Source organism: Saccharothrix syringae (genome assembly GCF_009498035.1).
Lineage (GTDB): Bacteria > Actinomycetota > Actinomycetes > Mycobacteriales > Pseudonocardiaceae > Actinosynnema > Actinosynnema syringae.
Map to the genome: position 1 here is coordinate 10,276,501 of NZ_CP034550.1, position 19,971 is coordinate 10,296,471.

Annotated in this window: 13 protein-coding genes; 3 read left to right on the top strand and 10 right to left on the bottom strand. The window is 73.3% G+C overall.

Annotated elements, in window-relative coordinates:
• Positions 1-186: 186 nt before the first annotated feature.
• Positions 187-789, bottom strand: coding sequence for a TetR/AcrR family transcriptional regulator (locus tag EKG83_RS43480; protein ID WP_033428659.1), 603 nt, complete (start codon positions 787-789; stop codon positions 187-189).
• A gap of 94 nt (positions 790-883) precedes the next feature.
• Here EKG83_RS43480 and EKG83_RS43485 point away from each other — a divergent pair, with 94 nt between their 5' ends.
• Positions 884-1,450 (top strand): dihydrofolate reductase family protein, encoded by a 567-nt coding sequence (locus EKG83_RS43485; RefSeq protein WP_033428658.1) that lies wholly within the window; start codon positions 884-886, stop codon positions 1,448-1,450.
• Between the two features lie 270 nt (positions 1,451-1,720).
• Here the strand turns inward: EKG83_RS43485 and EKG83_RS43490 are convergent, their stop codons facing one another.
• Positions 1,721-5,017 (bottom strand): error-prone DNA polymerase, encoded by a 3,297-nt coding sequence (locus tag EKG83_RS43490; RefSeq protein WP_033428657.1) that lies wholly within the window; start codon positions 5,015-5,017, stop codon positions 1,721-1,723.
• 772 nt (positions 5,018-5,789) lie between these two features.
• Positions 5,790-7,364, bottom strand: coding sequence for a DNA polymerase Y family protein (locus EKG83_RS43495; RefSeq protein WP_153278796.1), 1,575 nt, complete (start codon positions 7,362-7,364; stop codon positions 5,790-5,792).
• A gap of 1,498 nt (positions 7,365-8,862) precedes the next feature.
• Between EKG83_RS43495 and EKG83_RS43500 the strand changes: the two genes are divergently transcribed.
• A complete protein-coding gene (locus tag EKG83_RS43500; RefSeq protein ID WP_153278797.1) occupies positions 8,863-9,633 on the top strand; it encodes a hypothetical protein in 771 nt (256 codons plus the stop codon).
• A gap of 41 nt (positions 9,634-9,674) precedes the next feature.
• Here EKG83_RS43500 and purH read toward each other — a convergent pair whose 3' ends face one another.
• The 7 genes from purH to EKG83_RS43535 all read right to left on the bottom strand — a co-directional run bounded on the left by purH (position 9,675) and on the right by EKG83_RS43535 (position 18,700).
• Positions 9,675-11,258: a bifunctional phosphoribosylaminoimidazolecarboxamide formyltransferase/IMP cyclohydrolase gene (gene purH / locus EKG83_RS43505; RefSeq protein WP_033428655.1), complete on the bottom strand. Its 1,584-nt coding sequence runs from the start codon at positions 11,256-11,258 to the stop codon at positions 9,675-9,677.
• Positions 11,255-11,917, bottom strand: a complete 663-nt coding sequence (purN, locus tag EKG83_RS43510; protein ID WP_228122423.1) for a phosphoribosylglycinamide formyltransferase — start codon at positions 11,915-11,917, stop codon at positions 11,255-11,257. The genes purH and purN overlap by 4 nt, the downstream gene beginning before the upstream one ends.
• A 28-nt stretch (positions 11,918-11,945) precedes the next feature.
• On the bottom strand, positions 11,946-13,484 hold the full coding sequence (locus EKG83_RS43515) for a cell division protein PerM (protein ID WP_033428654.1): 1,539 nt from the start codon (positions 13,482-13,484) through the stop codon (positions 11,946-11,948).
• Positions 13,485-13,633: 149 nt separating this feature from the next.
• Positions 13,634-14,290, bottom strand: a complete 657-nt coding sequence (locus EKG83_RS43520) for a DUF5336 domain-containing protein (protein ID WP_033428653.1) — start codon at positions 14,288-14,290, stop codon at positions 13,634-13,636.
• Between the two features lie 228 nt (positions 14,291-14,518).
• A complete protein-coding gene (gene sucD / locus EKG83_RS43525; protein ID WP_033428652.1) occupies positions 14,519-15,409 on the bottom strand; it encodes a succinate--CoA ligase subunit alpha in 891 nt (296 codons plus the stop codon).
• Positions 15,410-15,411: 2 nt separating this feature from the next.
• Complete coding sequence (sucC, locus tag EKG83_RS43530; protein WP_033428651.1) at positions 15,412-16,581, bottom strand: ADP-forming succinate--CoA ligase subunit beta; 1,170 nt, start codon at positions 16,579-16,581, stop codon at positions 15,412-15,414.
• Positions 16,582-17,041: 460 nt separating this feature from the next.
• Positions 17,042-18,700 carry a hypothetical protein gene (locus tag EKG83_RS43535; protein ID WP_153278798.1) on the bottom strand — a complete coding sequence of 553 codons (1,659 nt, stop codon included), beginning with the start codon at positions 18,698-18,700 and terminating at the stop codon, positions 17,042-17,044.
• Positions 18,701-19,132: 432 nt separating this feature from the next.
• Here EKG83_RS43535 and EKG83_RS43540 point away from each other — a divergent pair, with 432 nt between their 5' ends.
• Positions 19,133-19,834, top strand: coding sequence for an esterase/lipase family protein (locus EKG83_RS43540; protein ID WP_228122424.1), 702 nt, complete (start codon positions 19,133-19,135; stop codon positions 19,832-19,834).
• Positions 19,835-19,971: the final 137 nt, after the last annotated feature.

Sequence of the window (19,971 nt, forward strand, 5' to 3'; positions counted from 1 at the left end):
CTGCCGCCCCGCGGGGTTCTGCTGCCAACCCGGGGCGTTCTGCTGCCAACCCGCGGGGTTCTGCTGCTGACCCCGGGGCCACGGACGGCCGGATGACCGGACGGCCGTCCGGTCATCCGGCCGTCCGCCCCCGGCAGCCCGCCCCCGGCAGCCCGCCCCCGGCTGCCCGTCACCGGCCCCCGCCACTCATCCCCCTTCAGCCCCCGCGGCACCCCCCGCCGGCACGTCGGTGCGCTCGACCAGCGCGGTGATCAGCTCACCCACCTGCTCCTCCGGCAGCACGTCCGGCAGGGTCAGGTGCTCCACCATCAGCCCCGTCATCGCCAGGTAGAGCGACACCACCGTGGTGCGGTCACCGGGCAACCCCGCGTCCAGGTGGAACTTGACGTTCTGCTCCAGGGTCGTGCTGATCGTCCTGGTCAGCGCGGCCCGCAGCTCCGGCCGCCTGGTCGCCTCCAGCCGCAGCTCCAGCAGGGCCAGGTAGCCCGTCCGATCAGCCTGCAACCGCCCCAGCAGCTCCTGCAGCAGGCGCACCACCAGGCTCTTGTCCGGCGGGGCGTCCATGGTTTCCGCGAGCTTGACCGCGTTCGGGGTCAGCCGGACGTGGATGTGCTCGCCCACCTGCCTCAGCAGGTCGTCGCGGTTGGCGAAGTAGTTCGAGGCGGTGCCGTTCGGGACGCCCGCCTCGGCGTCCACCGCGCGGAAGGTCAACCCCCGCGCACCTTCGCGGGCCAGCACCTCGATGGCCGCGTTCACCAGCGCCGTTCGCCTGGTCGGGTTACTCGACATGTTCCTCCTTGACAACCACTACACCCAGAGTACTACAGTCGAAGCACTACATCCGGAGTGGTTGCTCCAACCACCCCACCCCAGGAGGAAGACCATGCGAAACCTGACCTACTTCATCGCCACCTCGCTCGACGGCTTCATCGCCGACCCGAAGGGCGGCTTCGGCGACTTCCTGTTCGAGGGCGACCACATGACGGCGCTCTTCGAGGAGTACCCCGACACGCTGCCCGCCCAGGGCCGCCAGGCACTGGGCATCGACGCACCCAACAAGCACTTCGACACGGTCCTGATGGGCCGCGCGACCTACCAGGTACCGGGCGGCCTGCCGAGCCCGTACCCGCACCTGCGGCAGTACGTGGTGTCGACCAGGCTCACCTCGACGCCACCCGACGTCGAGGTCGTCACCGACCCGCTCGCCACGGTCCGCGCCCTGAAGTCCGAACCGGGTCTGGGCATCTGGCTGTGCGGCGGCGGGAGGCTGGCCGCCGCCCTGCTGCCGGAGATAGACGAACTAGTGCTGAAAATCCACCCGATCGTGTTTGGCAAGGGCATCCCCCTGTTCGCCGGCGAGTTCCCGACGGCCCGCTTCACCAAGGCATCGACGAGAACTTTCGACACAGGCGTCGTGTTCACCACCTACGCCAAGGAGGAGAACGCCTGACCCCAACACCACGGCACTCCAACTCCCCGGCACCCCCGGGACCACAGCACCCCCGGGACCACAGCCGACCACCAGCCCCGAGGCACCGCCCGCCCAGGACTCCGCCCCTGCAGGATCCCGCCCGTGCAGGACTCCGCCCCTGCAGGCCCCTGCCCGTGCAGGTCTCACGGCGAATCCAGGCGACCCCCGGCACCCGCCCCGGCACTCGCCGTCCGCACAGCCGCCTCTAGACAGCCGACCACGACCAACCACCGGGATCACCAAAGCCGATCAGCGGAAATCGCGAGAGCGGGAGGGAATGCGCAAATCCAATCGCTGCAAGCGCTCGGCGCGGATGCTCACCACACCTTCCGCCGACTCCACCACACCCCGGACCAGCAACGCGGGGCTCGTCCGGGCGACGCGGCGGTAGCGGGCCCACAGGCCCGGCGTGCACACCACGTTGACCATGCCGGTCTCGTCCTCGATGTTGAGGAACGTGACCCCGCCGGCGGTGCCCGGGCGCTGCCGGTGCGTCACGGCGCCGCCGACCAGCACCCTGGTGCCGTTCGGCACCTCGGCCAGGGCGGCGGTCGTCAGGGCGCCCAGGCCGGTCAACCGGTCGCGCACGAACTCGGTCGGGAAGCTGTCCGGGGACAGGCCCATCGCCCAGACGTCGGCGACGGCCAGTTCCACCTCGTCCATGCCGGGCAGCGGCGGGGCCTCGGTGCCGACGGCGGTGCCGGGCAGCCGGTCGGGGCGGATCTTCGCCACGGCCCCCGCCGCCCACAGGGCCGCCCGCCGGTCGAGGCCGAAGCAGCCGAAGGCGCCTGCGGTGGCCAGGGCCTCGACCTGCGCGGTGGTCAGGTGGACCCGGGCGCCGAAGTCGGCCATGTCCCGGAACGGGCCCGCGTCCCGTTGCGCGACAACGGCTTCGGCGACCTTCCGGCCGATGGTCCGGACGCCGGCGAGGCCGAGGCGCACCGCCTGCGCGCCGTCCAGCGGTTCCAGGGTGGCGTGCGGGAGGCTCGCGTTGACGTCGGGGCCGAGCACCCGCACGCCGTGGCGGCGGGCGTCGGCCACCAGTGACTGAGGGGAGTAGAAGCCCATGGGCTGAGCACGGAGCAGGGCCGCGCAGAAGGCGGCCGGGTGGTAGAGCTTGAACCAGGAGCTGACGAACACGAGGTGCGCGAAGCTGAGCGCGTGGCTCTCCGGGAAGCCGAAGTTGGCGAACGCCAACAGCTTCGCGTAGATCCGCTCGGCCAGCTCCCCGTCGACGCCGTTGGCCCTGGCGCCGCGGTGGAAGCGCTCGCGGAGGCGTTCCATGCGGTACGTGGAGCGCTTGGCGCCCATGGCGCGCCGCAGTTCGTCGGCCTCGGCGGGGCTGAAGTCGGCCACGTCGACGGCGATCTGCATCAGCTGTTCCTGGAACAGCGGCACGCCGAGGGTCTTCCCGAGCGCGCCGGCCAGCAGCGGGTGGTCGTGGTCCCACTGCTCCTGGCCGTTGCGGCGGCGGATGTAGGGGTGCACCGACCCGCCCTGGATCGGCCCGGGGCGGATCAGGGCCACCTCGACCACCAGGTCGTAGAACTCCCTCGGCTTGAGCCGGGGCAGGGTGGCCATCTGGGCGCGGCTCTCCACCTGGAACACGCCGACCGAGTCGGCGCGCCGCAGCATCGCGTACACCGCCTCGTCCCGCAGGTCGAGGTTGCCGATGTCCACCTCCACGCCCTCGTGCTCGCGCACCAGGTCGATGGCGTGGTGGAGGGCCGAGAGCATGCCGAGGCCGAGCAGGTCGAACTTCACCAACCCGATGGAGGCGCAATCGTCCTTGTCCCACTGCAACACCGTGCGGTCGGCCATGCGCCCCCGCTCGACCGGGCACACCTCGCTGACCGGCCGGTCGCAGATGACCATGCCGCCGGAGTGGATGCCCAGGTGGCGGGGGAAGCCCTCCAGCTGCGCGGCGAGCTCCAGCACGGGGCGCGGGATGCCGCCCTCCTCCACCGTCGACCGCAGCGGTCCCCGGCGGTCGACCTGCTTGCTCCACGCGTCCTGCTGCCCGGCGGAGTGGCCCAGGGCCCGTGCCACGTCGCGGATCGCCGACCGGCCGCGGTAGGTGATGACGTTCGCGACCTGCGCGGCGTGCCGGCGTCCGTACTTGCGGTAGACGTACTGGATGACCTCCTCGCGGCGGCCGGACTCGATGTCGAGGTCGATGTCGGGCGGTCCGTCGCGCGCGGGGGCCAGGAAGCGCTCGAAGAGGAGGTCGAAGCGGACGGCGTCGACGTTGGTGATGCCCAGCGCGTAGCAGACCGCGGAGTTCGCGGCCGAACCCCGTCCCTGGCACAGGATGCCGTTGCGGCGGCAGAAGTCGACGATGTCGTGCACGACGAGGAAGTAGCCGGGGAAGCCCAGCTCCCCGATGGTCCTCAGCTCGTGCTCGACCTGCTGGTACGCCCTGGGGTTCTCGCCGATCGACCGGTAGCGGCGGGCGGCGCCCGCGTAGGTCAGCTCGCGCAGGTAGCTGTTCTCGTCGTGACCGGCGGGCACGTCGAACGGCGGCAACCGCGGCGCGACGAGCCGCAGGTCGAACTGGCACCGCATGCCGAGCACGGCCGCGCGGTGCACCGCGCCGGGGAACCGGGCGAACCGGCGTGCCATCTCCTCCCCCGAGCGCAGGCACGCGGTGCGGCCGGGCGGCAGCAGGCCGGTCATCTCGTCCAGGCTCCGCCGCGCCCGCACCGCCGCGACCGTCGCGGCCAGCCGACCGCGCGCGGGCACGGAGTAGTGCACGGCGTTCGTCGCCACGGTCGGCAGGCCCAGGTCGTGCGCCATCGCCGACAGCAGGTCGTTGCGCGGCCCGTCCTCGGGGTAGCCGTGGTCGGTCAGCTCGACGAACACCCGGTCCGCCCCGTAGAGGTCGACCAGCTCCCGCAACCGCGCGAACGCCGCATCCGCGCCCTCCCGCGCCAACGCCCGGCGCACCGCCCCCTTGCGGCACCCGGTGAGCACGACGCAGTCGTCCCGGGTGTCGGCGACGACCTGCTCCAGCTCGTAGACCGGCCGCCCCTTCTCACCGCCGTCCGCGAGCTGACCGGTGGTGACCGTGCGACACAACGCGTGGTAACCGTCGCGGTTGGCGGCCAGCAGGAGCAGGTGCTCGCCCTCCGGGTCGGGCCGCCCGTTCCGCGGCGTGGCCGCCCCGAGGCCCAGCTCGGTCCCGAACACCGTGCGCACACCGAGTTCCCCGGCCGCCTCGGCGAACCTCACCACGCCGTACATGCCGTCGTGGTCGGTCAGCGCCAGGCCGTCGAGGCCGAGCTGGTGCGCCGTCTCCACCAGCTCCTCCGGGTGGCCGGCGCCGTCGAGGAAGCTGAAGTTGGAGTGGCAGTGCAGCTCGACGTACGGCACGCGGGCCCGGGTCGCCCCCAGCTCGTCCACCTTGACCGCCAGGTCGGGCGGTGCCTCGTAACGCTCGCGCCGACGCGTCCACGCGGGGCCGTCACCACCGTCGGGCGGCTGCGCCTCCCCCGCCAAGGCGCGCTCCAACCCCGACCACCGCACCGGCGGGTTGTGCCACCCCATCAGCGCAGGTCGTCGGGCGCCCACCGGGGCAGGGGGATCGGTGGGCGCCACGCTTCTCCCGGCTGCCGCACCGGCAAGGGCGGCACCAGGCGCGGCGGGACGCGCGGCGGCGTCCAGCCGAAGTTCGTCGAGTAGGCCGACCCGCCACCGCGCTGCTCGGGCAGGTCGAACCCCGCCAGCCAGTCGGCGAAACCCCCATCAGCCGTCCCCCGGGCTCGCGAATCAGCCGGATCCCGATCCGACCCGGCCCGATCCGACCCGGCCCGATCCGACCCGGCCCGATCCGGCCCACCCCGATCCGGCCCGGCCCAATCCGACCCAGACCGATCCGACCCAGACCGATCCGGCCCAGCCCAATCCGGCCCAGCCCAATCCGGCCCAGCCCAATCCGGCCCAGCCCAATCCGGCCCAGCCCAATCCGGCCCAGCCCAATCCGGCCCAGCCCAATCCGGCCCAGCCCAATCCGGCCCAGCCCAATCCGGCCCAGCCCAATCCGGCCCAGCCCAATCCGGCCCAGCCCAATCCGGCCCAGACTGATCCGTCCCGGAGCGGGCCGGCCGGTCGCCGAGACCGCGATCCGCCGCGCTGCCTGCCGCCGGGTCGCCAGGCCCCGAGCCAGCCGCGCCGCCTGCATGCGAATCGGCGATGCGCCGATCCGCCCTGCTCCGGACCGGCCGGCAGGCGGCACCCGGGTCCGCCTCCTCCCGCCCGTCCACCGGTTCCCGGCCGCCCGACCCGGCGAAGTCGGCACAATCGGCGAAGTCAGCGCCCATCAGTCGTACACCCCTTCCACCGCCCACTTCCCACCCGTGCGGATCAGCAGGAACGCCAGTTCCCCGCCGTCCGGCGCGGTGCCGAGGACCTGGAGCCGCGCGGCGCGCAGCGCGGTCGCCTCGTCCCACCAGCGCTCGTCCACCGGCCACGGCCCCGACCACGCCACGACCTGCCGCGCCCGGCCCGCGTGCACGATCCGGTGCGGCTGCGCGACCAGCTCGGCGTAGCCGGTGACCACCACGTCCGCGCCCGAGGAGTCCAGCAGCGCGACGGGTTCGGGTTCGGTGAACACCGTCGCCGGCGACGGCGCGGGCAACCGCCCCGGCCACGGCTGGTCCGGGTCGGCGGCGGGGACGCGTTCGTCGCCCCACGGCACCAGCCGCACCCGTTCGGCCGGGCCGCGCCCACCGCCGAGCACCGGCGTCAGCACGGCGTCCGGTCCGAGCAGGCCCTGGACGTGCACCATCGCGCGGGCCGCGCGTTCGGCCGCCTCGCCCTGGTCCCGTCCCGCGCCCGGCCACAGGCCCGGTTGCAGCGCGGAGGCGTTGACGACCTCCTCCGGGTCGAGCCGGAGCAGCCGGATGCCGGAGGCGGGGCGGTTGCGGGTGAGCCAGCCGTCGAGCTGCCAGCGGACCCGGTCGGCGATGCCCTGCGGGGTGAGCGGGTCGGCGCAGCGCCACACCCGCCGCAGCTCCCCGCCGTCCTCGGTGGTCGCCCGGACGGCCAGGCGCGTGCAGGCCAGGCCGCGGTCGGCGAGGTGGGCGTGCAGGCGTTCGGCCAGGCCCTTGGCCGCGAAGGCCGCCGCGTCGACCCGGTCGACGGGCGGGTCGAGTTCCCGGGCGACCGACAGCTCGGGCGGTGGCCGGCGCCGCGACGGCGGCCGCTCCACCCGTCCCGCGGCCAGCCGGTGGGCCAGCACGGCGTGGCGGCCGAAGCGGGTGGCGATGTCCCGCTCGGGCACGGCGGCGAACGCACCGAGCGTGCGCAGCCCCAGCCGGCGCAGCAGGTCGACCAGCCCGGCGCGGTCCTCGCGGTGCTCGGCGGGCTGGTCCAGTTCGTGGATGCCCAGCGGCGCCAGGAACTCCCGGCTCCGACCGGGCGGGACGACCAGCCCGCGGTGCGCCGCGAGGGTCGCCGCGAACAGCCCGTCGGCGACTCCGACCTGCGCCTCGACCCCGGCGCGCACGGCGACGTGGTCGACGATGCGCTCGGCGGCCGACTCGGCCGACCCGTGGTACCCCGCGGGTCCCCGCGCCGCGACGACCACCAGCCCCGGCCGCACCACCTCGATGCCGGGCGCCAACTCCTCCACCGCCGCCGCGACCGGTTCGAAGAGGCGGGCGTCGCGCGCCTCGTCGTGGTCGAAGACGACCAGCTCGGGGCACCGCCCCTGCGCCGCGCGCTTGCGCTGGCCGCGCCGCACTCCCCCGGCCCGGGCGACCGCGGAACAGGCGACGACCTCACCCGACCGCACGACGGCGGCGGGCACGTGCGGCGGCAGAGCAGCCTCGGCCGCGGCCGCCACCACCGGCCAGTCAGGACACCAGACAGCGAGCGTGTACAGCGGGTTCACCCCTGACGGTTGTTCGGCTGCGAGGGAGGCGGAGGGGACGGTTCAGCGGGGAGTGGGGCGAGGAGAGGGGGAGGCGGGAGGGGAGGGAGAGGAAGGAAGGGGCTGCTGTCGAGGAGGCAGCGGCAGGCAGGAAGCGCCATAAGACCGAAGTGGAGGGTGATGGGGCGGGTTTTGGCCGGGGGGCAGGGCTGAGTGGCTGGGTGGAGCTGCGCGGTGGGGCTGGGCCAACCGGCGCGGCAGGGCTGAGTGGCCGGGCGGAGCTGCGCGATGGAGCTGGACCAACCGGCGCGGCAGGGCTGAGCGGCCGGGCGGAGCTGCGCGATGGAGCTGGACCAACCGGCGCGGCAGGGCTGAGCGGCCGGGCGGAGCTGCGCGATGGAGCTGGACCAACCGGCGCGGGAGGGCTGAGCGGCGCGGGAGGGCTGAGCGGTAAGGCGGAGTTTGGCCGTCCGGCAGGGCTGAGCGGTGTGGCAGAGCCGACCGGAGCTGTGGAGCCGACCCGAGCGGTGGGGTTGGGCGCGGGGCCGGAGAGGAGGAGGCGGGTTTGTCTTGGGCGGGCTGCCGGGCCTCGGCCTGTTGCGCGCACGGTCGCGGTTCGGCTGGTCAGCACGCCGTGGCCTCGGCCCAGGCCGGTCCACGGGTCCGGGGTGGCGCTGAGCTCCACGTCGGCACCCGGCCACGGGGTGGCGAACGGCAGCAGGACCGCTTTGCGGTGCCTGGCCCTCGCCGAGAGCTTGCGGGCCGTTGCCCCGGTGACCGGGGTGGCCACCGACACCAGGTCGAAGCCGTCCAGGAGGGCGGCCACCGTCTTCTCGACCTCGCTCCGGTCCCCACCGGGGTGGGGGACCAGAGCGAGGCGGTGAACGGCCACCCCCAACTCGGCCGCCGCGAGCACCCCGCATCGCGGCAGGCCGACAACGGCCGCCCAGCACCCTTCTGCCGTCGCCGTTGCCACCAGCGTGAGCAGCAACGATGTCGACCCGCGCACCGACACCGTGCTGCCCCGCCGCAGGCCGCCCCACGGAAGGAGCTCTGCCAGTTCCCCGCGAACCGGCAGAGCTTGGGCTGGTGTCGCGGTCAGCTCGCTCGCCGCGCCTACCCCGAGCGCGATCAGCGTCGCCGTTGCCGACCTGGACACCCGCCCCTCCTCCCACTGATCCGCGCGCACCCCTGTGCGCGGATCGCCGTGGGAAGTTCGGCGACCTGTCTGTCGAACACCTGTTCGAACGACGTCGTGATCATATCGCCAGGGGGGCACCCGGTGTCAATGCCCACGAAAGGGTGGCCGGCAGACTGCCTTGACGCACCGATCGCCGTTCAGGGGGGAACCGTGAACGCACCGCAGGACTGGCCCAACGGGCCCCGGCAGACACCCGGGCCGACGGGAGCACCGGGCGCGCCCGGGTACCCCGCTCGACCGCACCCCAACCAAGCGCCCCAACCCAATGCGCCCCAACCCCAAGCGCCCCAACCCCAAGCGCCCCAGCCCACCGGGCCCTTGAGCGGGCAACCCGGCTACCCGCCGGCCGGTTACGGGCAGCAGCCCGGGGCCGGGTACGGCGCGCCTCCCGGTCAACCACACCCCGGGCAGTTCCCCGGGCAGCCGGGGTACGGGCCGGCGCAGCCGGTGGGGCCCGGTTCGCGCCCGCCCGCGAAGGGCAGGACGGGGCTGGTCGTCGGCATCGTCGCCGGCGTCGTCGTGCTGGCGCTCGCCGGGGTCGCGGGCGTGGTCGCGCTGGACTACTTCGAGGAACCGGGCGGCGACCCCGGCGAGCAGCCGATCGCCGAGTGCGACCTGAGCGCCGACCTGAAGTCGCAGGCCCACGTCAGCAGCTTCCGCCTGGTGGAGAAGCCCTCCGAGGAGCAGGGCTCGCTCAGGCGCGCCAACTGCGCGTGGGGCCAGACCAGGGGCAAGGACGGCCGCGACCCGCGCAACCTGCAGTTCCTCATCTACGACTACAGCGACTTCTCCGCGAAGCCCGAGCAGAACACCGAGCAGGCGGAGAGCTCCTACGACGACCTGAGCGCGTTCGCCAACGGCCTGCCGACCAAGCCGGCGGAGGGCCTGGGCGACGAGGCGCTGCTCGTCATCGAGCCGACCGCCCGCGACACGGTGGACGTGAAGCTCATCGCCCGCAAGGGCACGACCGTCTGGAGCATCACGTACTCCGGTCGGGACAAGGGGATCTTCAGCGACTCGCCCATGCCGCAGGGGGAAGCCGAGGCCGTGGTCCGCAAGGCGGCGGAGGAACTGCTCGCCAAGAGCTGAGGCCCCGAGGGGGTTCCCGCGCGGGAACCCCCTCGGGTCGCTCAGTGCGCGAAGTGCCGCGTGCCGGTCAGGTACACCGTCGCGCCGGCCGCCTCGGCCGCCGCGATGACCTCGGCGTCGCGGACCGAACCGCCGGGCTGCACGACGGCGCGCACGCCCGCCTCCAGCAGCACCTCCAGGCCGTCCGGGAACGGGAAGAACGCGTCGGACGCGGCCACCGAACCCCGGGCCCGGTCACCCGCCCGGGCGACCGCCAACCGGGCGGCGTCGACCCGGTTGACCTGGCCCATGCCCGCGCCGACGGTCGCGCCGCCGGACGCCAGCAGGATCGCGTTGGACTTGACCGCCCGGCACGCCCGCCACGCGAACGCGAGGTCGGCCAGGCCCTCCTCGTCCAGCGGCGTGCCGCAGGCGAGGGTCCACTTGGCCGGGTCGTCGCCCTCTGCCTCGATGGTGTCCGAGCTCTGCAGCAGCAGCCCGCCGGACACCGCGCGCATCTCCACGCCGCCGCGCACCGGCTCCGGCGCGACCAGGACGCGGATGTTCTTCTTGCGGGTCAGCACGTCCACCGCGCCGTCGGCGTAGGAGGGCGCGATGATCACCTCGGTGAAGATCTCCGCGACCTGCTCGGCCATCTCCACGGTGACCTCGCGGTTGGCCGCGATCACGCCGCCGAACGCGCTGACCGGGTCGCACGCGTGCGCGTTGCGGTGCGCCTCGGCGATCGCGCCCGCACCGTCCACCTTGGACACCGCGATGCCGCACGGGTTGGCGTGCTTGATGATCGCCACGCACGGCAGTTCGTGGTCCCACGCCGCCCGCCACGCGGCGTCCGCGTCGACGAAGTTGTTGTAGGACATCTCCTTGCCGTGCAGCTGCTCGGCGGTGGCCAGGCCGCCCCGCCCGTCGCCGCCGGTGTAGAGCGCGGCGCGCTGGTGCGGGTTCTCGCCGTAGCGCAGCACCTGCCTGCGCTGCCACGTCGCGCCGACCCAGCCGGGGAAGCCCGAGCCCTCGTCGTCGGGCGCGACCGCGCTGCCCAGGTACGACGCGACGGCCACGTCGTAGGACGCGGTGTGCCGGAACGCGGCCACGGCCAGCCGCTGCCGGTCGGCGAGCGTGAAGCCGCCCGCCCGGACCTCCTCCAGCACCCACCCGTACCGGGCCGGGTCGACCACGACGGCCACGCTGGCGTGGTTCTTCGCCGAGGCGCGCACCATGGCGGGCCCACCGATGTCGATCTGCTCGACGCACTCGTCCGGTGACGCGCCGGAGGCGACGGTCTGCGCGAACGGGTAGAGGTTCACCACGAGCAGGTCGAACGGCGCGATGCCCAGCTCACGGAGGGTTTCCAGGTGCGCCTCGCGCCGGGTGTCGGCGAGCAGGCCCGCGTGCACGCCCGGGTGCAGCGTCTTGACCCGGCCGTCGAGCACCTCGGGGAACCCGGTCACGCTCTCCACCGGCGTCACCGGGATGCCCGCGTCGGCGAGCGCGCGCGCCGTGCCGCCGGTGGAGACCAGCTCGACCCCGGCCTCGTGCAGGCCGGTGGCCAGTTCCAGCAGCCCCGACTTGTCGGACACCCCGATCAGGGCCCGACGAACCGGTCGCCTCTCGGCAGGAGTGGTCACGGGATGCTCACCTTTCGTCCGTTCACGGTGCAGCCCTCGCGGGCCAGTCGGGCGACCACGTCGACGAGCAGTCGCCGCTCCACCACCTTGATGCGCTCGTGCAGGCTCTCGACGTCGTCGTCACCGGCGACGGCCACCGCCTCCTGGGCCAGGATCGGCCCGGTGTCCACCCCGCCGTCCACCAGGTGCACGGTCGCGCCGGTCACCTTCACGCCGTAGTCCAGGGCGTCGCGGACGCCGTGCGCGCCCGGGAACGCGGGCAGCAGGGCGGGGTGGGTGTTGACCATCCGGCCGCCGAAGCGGGCCAGGAAGGCGGGTCCGAGGATCTTCATGAAACCGGCTGAGACGACCAGGTCGGGCTCGTGCGCGCCGACCGCCTCGGCCAGCGCGGCGTCCCAGGCGGCGCGGTCGGGGTGGTCGCGCAGCTTCACCGAGAAGACGGGGACGCCGGCGCGCTCGGCGCGGTGCAGGCCCTCGATGTTCTCGCGGTCCGCGCCCACGGCGACCACCTCGACCGGGTACCCGGGGGCGGCTGCCTCGTCCAGCAACGCCTGCAACAGGGTGCCGGAACCGGAGACCAGGACGACGACCCTGGCGGGGACTGGAAGCCGGAGTGTGGTCGCGGCGCTCAGCGTGCTCTCCTTGCTGGGGACTGTCACAGCAGCTCAAGAGCAGCCTAGGCGGTGCTCACCGAGGCTTGTCGGCCAGGTCCGGGTCGGGGGTGGGGTCGTCGTCCGGGGTGTCGTCCGGGGTGTCGTCCTGGGGGTCTTCCGGGTCGGGCTCGTCGTCTTGGTCGTCGGGCTCGTCGTCCTCGTAGTCCTGGTCGTCGTCCTCGTAGTCCAGGTCGTCGTCCAGGTCGAGGTCGTCGTCCAGGTCGTCGTCCGATTCGGGCTCGTCGTAGTCGTCCTGGTAGTCATCCTCGTAGTCGTCGTCGTAGTCGTCGTCCTCCGAGTCGTCCGAGTCACCCCCTTCGTCCGAGTGGTCCTCGGCCTCGACCGGTTCCTCCTCGACCACGGGCTCCGGCTCCGGGACGGGCGCCGCCACGCGCGGCGGCCGCGGTCCGGAGAACCAGGCGACGACCCCGCCCGGCACGGCGATCCAGCCCACCGTCAGCACGGCCAGCAACCCGGCCGGGATGGTCACCGGGTGGAACACCCCGGCACCCAGCGCCCCACCGGCGACCGCGGCCAGCACCAGCGCGCCCACCCCGGCGGTGACCGCCGCGACCAGCACCGCGCGCACCCGCGACCGGGGCGCCTCGGACGCGTCGCGCAGCACGACCCCGACCAGCACGCCGATCGCGCCGGGCAGCACGAGCACCAGCGGCAGGTAGGCCGAGTGCTGCTCGGGCAGCGCGGCCAGCAGCGGCACGGCGGGCACCGGGCCGCCGGTGAACTCCAGCGGGCCCACCACGACCTGGCCGATCGAGAACCCGGAGCCCACCACGTACGACAGGGCGCCGATCACCGCGTTCGGCAGGTAGGCCAGGCACAGCAGCCAGATGCCCAGGCCGGTGCCGAGGGTGCCGCCGGTCTGGTCGAACAGCGACGCCGTGGTCGACCACGAGAGCAGCAGGCCGAGCGCCAGCACCAGCGCACCGGCCGCGGCCAGCGCGAACAGCGCCAGCGCACCGGCGCGCAGGCCCCGCCTGGCCACCGGGTCGATGCGCTCGAACACGACCTCCACCAGGCCGCAGCGCTGGGCGACGCCCGCCACCGCGGCCACCCCGGACACCACCGCGCAGCCGAAGAACGCGACCGCGGGCGTGGCGCGCACGGGCCCCTCGTCGCCCATCAGGAACGCGATCACCCCGCCGACCACGGCGTGCGTGCCGGCGATGCCGAACACGACCGACCGCGCCTGGAGGGGCTCGAACAGGCCCAACCGGTCGGCCGCGCCCGCCGCCGCCCGGTACACCAGGAGCATCACCAGCGCCGTCGGCAGCAGCGGCAGCAGGCCGAGCTGGCCCGCGTCGAACCGCAGCGGCACGTGGTGGGCGACCAGCCAGCCCGGCGCGGCCGCGGTGAGCACGCCGGTGGTGGAGAACGACGCGTGCGCGGCGGTCGAGGAGACCAGCGCGAGCAGCGCGGCGACCGCGGCGTAGCCGAGGACCACGGAACCCGCGGCCGTCGTGGCGAGCACCCGCACCCGTTCGGCGCGGGAGAACTCGGGCGGGCGCACGGAGTCGGTCACCGCGCCGTGGGAAGTCGTCTGCAGCACCGGCACCTGTCCACTGTCTCAGTCGCGATGGGCCGTTCGGGCGAGGCACGCCGGGTACGCGCCGGGGGCGTGGGGGCTCGCTGGGTGGAGGCGAGGTACGCCGGATACGCGAAAAGGGTGGCACCGGAACACCGGTACCACCCCTCCCGCGCTGGTCAGCCCTGCTGCTGGGGACCGCCGAACCCGCCGGGCGGGGTGCCCTGGCCGGGCTGCGGCTGGTTGAACTGGCCGGGCTGCGGCATGTACGAGGTCGGCTGCGGCTGGCCGGGCTGCTGGCCCTGCTGCTGCGGCGGCACCGGCTGGTTGAACTGGCCGGACGGCGGGCCGAACTGCTGCTGCGGGTGCTGGCCCTGCTGGGGGAACGCGCCGGACTGCGGGTTCCAGCCACCGGGCGGGCCGTAGGGGTTCGCCGGCTTGGGCTGGAGCTTCACCACGCCCGCGTCCAGCAGGACGGCGAGCACGACGGCGGCGGTCTGGAGCAGCGCCACGATCAGCAGGACGATCTGCATGCCCTCGACGTCGGCCTCGGTCTTCACGATGTCCTGGAGGAGGAGCAGCGTGGTGACCGCGGCGAGCACGGCGGCGGCGGGCAGCAGCCGCGGCGCCTTGGGCAGGACCGACAGGCCCGCCAGGACGGCCGCGGCCAGCAGGAACTGGATCTGCACCGACGAGACGTCGTCGGCGAACGCCAGCAGGTAGGCGATCAGCCCCAGGCCCGCGGCGACCAGCGGGAGGATGAGGTTCAGGTTGACGCCAACCGCCGGCTGCGCCGGTCCCGGCTGCTGCTGAGGGGCGCCGTACGGCTGGGACATGGTGCGGTCTCCTCCAACTGCTGGACTGATCCGGGTCGTCGACAGAACGCTAGCCGATGCGCACTCTCCGACGACGACCGGACTCCTGTGGTTCCCCCGGACGCGCCCTTGAACGCGCCGGAGGCCACCCCCCGGGTGGGGGATGGCCTCCAGTGTCTGCCACTAACGGTGATATGTCAGCCGATCGACTGGATGCGTGCACGTCGGCCGGTCGACCGCGACGGCACGTCAGCCGATCGACTGCATGATCTCCCGCATCAGGGCCGCGGTCTCGGACGGCGTCTTGCCGACCTTCACGCCGGCGGCCTCCAGGGCCTCCTTCTTGGCCTGCGCGGTGCCGGCCGAGCCGGACACGATCGCGCCCGCGTGGCCCATGGTCTTGCCCTCGGGGGCGGTGAAGCCCGCCACGTAGCCGACGACCGGCTTGGTGACGTTCTCCTTGATGTAGGCCGCGGCCCGCTCCTCGGCGTCGCCGCCGATCTCGCCGATCATCACGATCGCCGCGGTCTCCGGGTCGGCCTCGAAGGCCGCCAGCGCGTCGATGTGGGTGGTGCCGATGATCGGGTCGCCGCCGATGCCGATGGCGGTGGAGAAGCCGAAGTCGCGCAGCTCGTACATCATCTGGTAGGTCAGCGTGCCGGACTTCGACACCAGGCCGATCCGGCCGGGGCCGGAGATGTTGGCCGGGATGATGCCCGCGTTGGACTGGCCGGGGCTGATCAGGCCCGGGCAGTTCGGGCCGATGATCCGGGTCTTGTTGCCGGTGGCGACGGCGTGCGCCCAGAACGCGGCGGTGTCGTGCACCGGGATGCCCTCGGTGATGACGACGGCCAGCTCGATGCCCGAGTCGATCGCCTCGATCACGGCGGCCTTGGCGAACGCCGGCGGCACGAAGATCACGGTGACGTTGGCGCCGGTGGCCTCGATGGCCTCCGACACGGTGCCGAACACCGGCAGCACGTTGCCGTCGAAGTCGACCTTCTCGCCGGCCTTGCGCGGGTTCACGCCGCCGACGATGTTGGTGCCCGAGGCCAGCATGCGCTTGGTGTGCTTGGTGCCCTCGGCGCCGGTCATGCCCTGGACGATGACCTTGCTGTCCTTGTTGATGAAGATAGCCATCGTCAGACCCCCGCAGCCGCGAGCTCGGCGGCCTTGTCGGCCGCGTTGTCCATAGTGTCCACCACGGTCACCAGCGGGTGGTTGGCCTCGGCGAGGATCCGGCGACCCTCCTCCACGTTGTTGCCGTCGAGGCGGACCACGAGCGGCTTGGCGGCCTCGTCGCCCAGGATCTCCAGGGCCTTGACGATGCCGGTGGCGACCGCGTCGCACGCGGTGATGCCGCCGAAGACGTTGACGAACACGGACTTGACGTCCGGGTCGTTGAGGATGATGTCCAGGCCGTTGGCCATCACCTCGGCGGAGGCGCCGCCACCGATGTCGAGGAAGTTGGCGGGCTTGACGTTGGCGTGCTTCTCACCCGCGTAGGCGACGACGTCGAGGGTGGACATCACGAGGCCGGCGCCGTTGCCGATGATGCCGACCTGGCCGTCGAGCTTGACGTAGTTGAGGCCCTTCTCCTTGGCCTTGGCCTCCAGCGGGTCCTCGGCCTGCTTGTCCACCAGCGCCTCGTGGGCCGGGTGGCGGAAGGAGGCGTTCTCGTCGAGGGTGACCTTGCCGTCGAGCGCGACGATCCTGCCCTCGGGGTCGCGGACCAGCGGGTTCACCTCGACCAGGGTGGCGTCCTCCCCGACGAAGGTGTCCCACAGCTTCACGATCACGTCGGCGACCTGGTCGGCCACCTCGGCGGGGAAGTTGGCGGCCTTGACGATCTCGTCGGCCTTCGCGCGGTCGACGCCCTTGATGGCGTCGACGGGGACCTTGGCCAGGGCCTCGGGCTTGGTCGCGGCGACCTCTTCGATGTCCATGCCGCCCTCGACGGAGGCCATCGCGAGGAAGGTGCGGTTCGCGCGGTCGAGCAGGAAGGAGAAGTAGTACTCCTCGGCGATGTCGGACGCGGGGGTCACCAGCACGCGGTGCACGGTGTGGCCCTTGATGTCCAGGCCGAGGATCGCGTCGGCCTTGGTCTCGGTCTCGTCCGGGGTCTCGGCGAGCTTGACGCCGCCCGCCTTGCCACGGCCACCCGTCTTGACCTGGGCCTTGACCACGACGGTCTGGCCGAAGCGCTCGGCGATGGCCTTGGCTTCGGCGGGGGTGCTCGCCACGTCGCCCGGAAGTACCGGGACGTCGTGGGCGGCGAAGAGGTCCTTCGCCTGGTACTCGTACAGGTCCACTCGGGTCTCCTGCGACGTCGGTGTCGGACACCGCGTCATTGCTGGTGCGGTCCTCGATGGTCCGGCGCTCCAGGTTGGGGCCTGGTGCTCACCTACGTACCAGGCATCACCTGGAACGCCGGCATAGCCGTGGGGGGACCGGCTCGACGCGGCTGCGGAAGACACTATCGACCTGCTGGGACCTCGCCGCACGCCACACCCGTGAAGTCCGTCATAGAGGTGGTGAGGTCGATCACCACACCGATTCAGGCGGGTGTGGGGGTGGCGGGTTCGCGAGGGACGCTCGTGGTTTCGCCGGGAGCTGTTTCACGGGGGGCTGGTGGTTCACGGGCGGCGCTCGCCGCTGGGCAGGCCGCCAAGAGAGGGGACAAGCGGGCGAGGGGGCGGGTTGTGCGCGGTGGCGCGGCAGCCGTGGGCTGTGGCTGTGGCGTGCCGGAGGCGGTGGTGGTGGGGTGCCGGGTCAGCGGGTGGTGCGGACGGCTGCGGCGATGAGGAAGGCGGCCGTTGCGGTGGCGGCCAGCCAGAGACCCGGGCCCGGGGTGGCTTCGGTGGCTCGGGCGGCGGTCAGGGGGTACTCCAGGGCTCGGACGGCGGTCACCAGGGCCGCGCCCAGCAGGAGGGCGGCGCCCTGGTTGACGCGGGACCTGAGGGCGATCGCGGCGGCGGTGACGAGTGCCGCGAGTGCGATCAGCAGGCCCCAGGAGCCCGCTTGGAGGCTGAAGGCGCCTACCGGGGTGTAGTCCGGGGCCTTGAGCACCGGCATGCCGAATGCGCCCAGGGACAGCAGGACGGCGATCAGCACCACGGTCATCAGGGGTAGTGGGGGTTCGGTGGTGGTCGTGCCCGCCTCGTCGCGTTCGACGGCGCCGGCCAGGGCTGCGGCCAGGGCTGCCGCTCCGGCCAGGAGGACGGCCAGGGCGGTGAACCAGACGCCGGGGCCCGGTTCGACCGCGTCCACCCGGGTGGCGGCGAAGACGGCGTCCAGCGCGCCGGCGGCGGCCAGGGGGACGGTGGCGCTCGCGACGGTGAAGGCGGGGCGGACCGGGGCCTTGGCCAGCAGGGCCAGGGACAGGGCGCCGGTGACGATGGCGGCCGGCCACAGGAGGCGAACGGCGTAGTCGGTGGGTGCGGGCAGGCCCTCGGGGAGGACGAGGTGGGCGGTCGTGGCGCCTGCCGCGGCGGCCAGGGCGGTGGCCAGGCCGAGGGTGCCGGTGATGACGTGCAGGCGGCGGAGGCCGGGGAGTTCCGGGGTGTGCTGGTCCTCGGTGGTCTGCCGGGTGGTCCTGGTGCGTTGGGGCCAGGCCAGGGCCGCGGCGGCGGCCAGGACCAGGAACGGGCCGGCGGCGAAGCCGACGCGGTCCACGGCCAGGGCCGTGGCGAGGGGTGGGAGTGCCGCGGCGAGCAGGGCGGTGGCCAGGCCGAGCAGGCCGCCGCGGCGGACTTCGCGGGTGGTGGCGCTGGCGGTGAGGACGGCCAGGACCGGGGCGGCGATGGTGAGCAGGAGGCCGCCGACCATGGGCAGGGGTGGGGACTCGAACGGGCCGCGGGCCGGGATGAAGGCGTCGGTCGAGGTGAAGGGGGCGGTGAACAGGCCCACCGCGGCGATCGCGCCCGCCGTGGCGGGGAGGACGAAGCCGGAGCGCTCGGTGCGCGCGTCCGGTTCGGCGAGGGTGGCGACGGCCAGGGCGCCGGCTGCGATGAGCAGGACGTGCCCGGTGATGAGCAGCCACGTGCCGGTGGTCGGGGTGAGTTCGCCCAGGGTGGTCGGGCGGAAGAGTTCCGGGCGCGAGGTGTCGACGGCGTCCACCGCGAGCTGGAGGTCGTCGAGCAGGCGGCCGATCGCGAAGGTGGCGGGGGCGATGAGGACCGCCGCCGAGGTCGACTCCCGGCCGCGGAGGAGGAAGAGGGCGGACAGGGCCGCGGGGAGCAGGGCCAGGGCGGCCAGCAGTGGCCAGGCGGTGAAGGCGGGGGGTGCGGGCGGCGCGGAACCGTCGCCCGCGCTCGCGACCACGCCCACCACCGGGGCCACCGCCGTCAGCACCGAGCCCAGTGCGGCGGAGCCGACCGCCACCCGCAGCCTCGTGGGCGCCGGGGAGACCGTTTCAGCGGTTCGGATCATCGGTTGGACGCTAGCAAAGGAGGCGGGCGGGGAGGAGGGGACGGGAGGCGGCGTCCGGGTCCTCGGGCCAGGTGGAACGGGGCGGGAATAGATCTCGGGGGGCGGTAGTTGAGCGCGGTATCACATACCTTCACCGGTATGGGTGGTTTGGCTCGGCGGCTGGTGGGGACGGTGGCGGGCTGGGCCGGGGACGGGGTGGTGGCCGCGCGGGGAGCGGCCGGGGAAGTGCTCGGGGTTGCGGGGGGTGTTGTTCGGGCTGCTGTTTCGCCTGGTGGGGTATGGGGAGTTGCGGTCGAGGCCGCTTGGTTGGCGGCGCACACCGTCCTCTACCCGTGGGGGGTTGTCGAGGAGCGGTTGCGGCCTGAGGGGCACTTGAGGGCCTATCGAACAGACGGTCTACCCCCTCGGCAGCGGGGGCTGCTCGTTTCGGCCATGGAGGCGGCGGGCACCCCGATCGTGCTGGTGCACGGCATCGGGGACAACCGGTCCGCCTTCGCAGTGCTGTCGGGGGCGCTGCGGAGGCGCGGCTTCGGGGTGGTGCACGCGGTGAACTACAGCGTGCTGACCGCGTTGACGGGGGACGTCCGGCGGTCGGCGGCGCTGCTCGGGGAGCACGTCGAGCGCGTCTGCGAGCAGACGGGCGCGGACCGGGTGCACGTGGTCGGGCACTCGCTGGGCGGGCTGATCGCCCGTTACTACGTGCAGCGCCTGCACGGGGACGCGCGGGTGCGCACGCTGGTCACCCTGGGCACCCCGCACGGCGGCACGCTCACCGCCTACCTCTTCCCCACGCCGCTGACCCGCCAGCTCCGGCCCGGTTCCGACCTGCTGTCCGAGTTGGCCGAACCGTCCCCCCGCCCCTGCCGCACCCGCTTCGCGGTGGTGTGGAGCGAGATGGACCAGGTGGTCGTCCCCCAGCGCAACGCCCGGTTGGAGCACCCCTCGCTGGTCGTCGAGGAGTACCGGATACGTGATTCAGGTCACCTTTCGCTATCGGTTGACGGACGCGCTCTGCACGCGGTTGTGAGCGCCATCACTCGATCGGACGACATCCAGGATCACCCCATCGTGCCTGGCCGTCCGGGGTTTAGTAGCGCTGATATGACCCAGAGTCATCGGCCTTCGGGGCTTTAGTCCACCTGACTGCTCATCGGCCGACATCGACGTCGGGGATTGCCCTTAAGGGCTCCGCCCCGTTACTGTCCCCCGGTCCGTTGTCACGGTCTGGTCACAACCAGGACAACGAGTCGGTACCCCGACCGGCTCAACCG